The following is a 1,313-nucleotide window of genomic DNA, read 5'->3' on the forward strand; positions in this document are numbered from 1 at the left end:
TTGAGGAGCGGATGGCGACCATGAGCATCGATTACCAGACGCTGAAGTTCGAATACCGCGCGCGTGCGCAGGACACCGCCGTTCACCCGGTGATCGTCGTCGGCGCGGGCCCGGTGGGGCTCGCGGCTGCGATCGACCTCGCGCAGCAGGGCGTACCCGTCGTGCTGCTCGACGACGACGACACGCTGTCGACCGGCTCGCGCGCGATCTGCTTCGCGAAGCGCACGCTCGAGATCTTCGACCGGCTCGGCTGCGGCGAACGTTTCGTCGACAAGGGCGTGAGCTGGCACGTCGGCAAGGTGTTCCTGCAGGACGAGCAGCTCTACGCGTTCGACCTGCTGCCCGAGGAAGGGCATGCGCACCCCGCGTTCATCAACCTGCAGCAGTACTACGTCGAAGGCTACCTGGCCGACCGGGCGTTCGAGCTGCCGAACATCGACATCCGCTGGAAGCACAAGGTGACGGGTGTCGAGCAATCGGCCGAGCACGCGGTGGTGACGATCGAGACGCCGGAAGGCATCGCGACGCTGCGCGCGCAGTACGTGATCGCGGCCGACGGCTCGCGCAGCCCGATGCGCACGATGATGGGCCTCGAAAGCCACGGCCGCACGTTCAAGGACCGCTTCCTGATCGCCGACGTGAAGATGAAGGCGGAGTTTCCGACCGAGCGCTGGTTCTGGTTCGATCCGCCGTTCCACCCCAATCAGTCGGTGCTGCTGCATCGCCAGCCCGACAACGTGTGGCGTATCGACTTCCAGCTCGGCTGGGATGCCGACCCCGTCGCGGAGAAGCAGCCGGAACGCGTGATCCCGCGCGTACGCGCGCTGCTCGGGCCGGACGTCGAGTTCGAACTCGAATGGGTGAGCGTCTATACGTTCCGCTGCCAGCGGATGGAGTCGTTCCGGCATGGCCGCGTGCTGTTCGCGGGCGATTCCGCGCACGGCGTGTCGCCGTTCGGCGCGCGCGGCGCGAACAGCGGCGTGCAGGATGCCGACAACCTCGCCTGGAAGCTGAAGCTCGTGCTCGATGGCCGTTCGGCCGACAGCCTGCTCGATACGTATGCGAGCGAGCGCGAGTTCGCGGCCGACGAGAACATCCGCAACTCGACGCGCTCGACCGACTTCATCACGCCGAAGAGCCCGGTGTCGCGCGTGTTCCGCGACGCGACGCTGAAGCTTGCGCGCGACTGCGAATTCGCGCGCAAGCTCGTGAACAGTGGCCGCCTGTCGGTGCCGGCGGTGCTGGCCGATTCGCCGCTGAACACGCCGGACCGCAGCGGCGACGCATTTGCTTGCGCGATGCGCCCGGGCGCG

The 1,313-nt window shown here is 67.4% G+C and carries 1 protein-coding gene; it reads left to right on the forward strand.

The window, feature by feature from the left end; all coding sequences use genetic code 11:
- Nucleotides 1-11 precede the first annotated feature (11 nt).
- Nucleotides 12-1,313: FAD-dependent oxidoreductase (locus tag JYJ84_RS36845; RefSeq protein ID WP_205190317.1), on the forward strand; the 1,302-nt coding region annotated here is incomplete at its 3' end.

The organism is Burkholderia sp. LMG 13014 (genome assembly GCF_905232215.1).
Classification (GTDB): Bacteria; Pseudomonadota; Gammaproteobacteria; order Burkholderiales; family Burkholderiaceae; genus Burkholderia.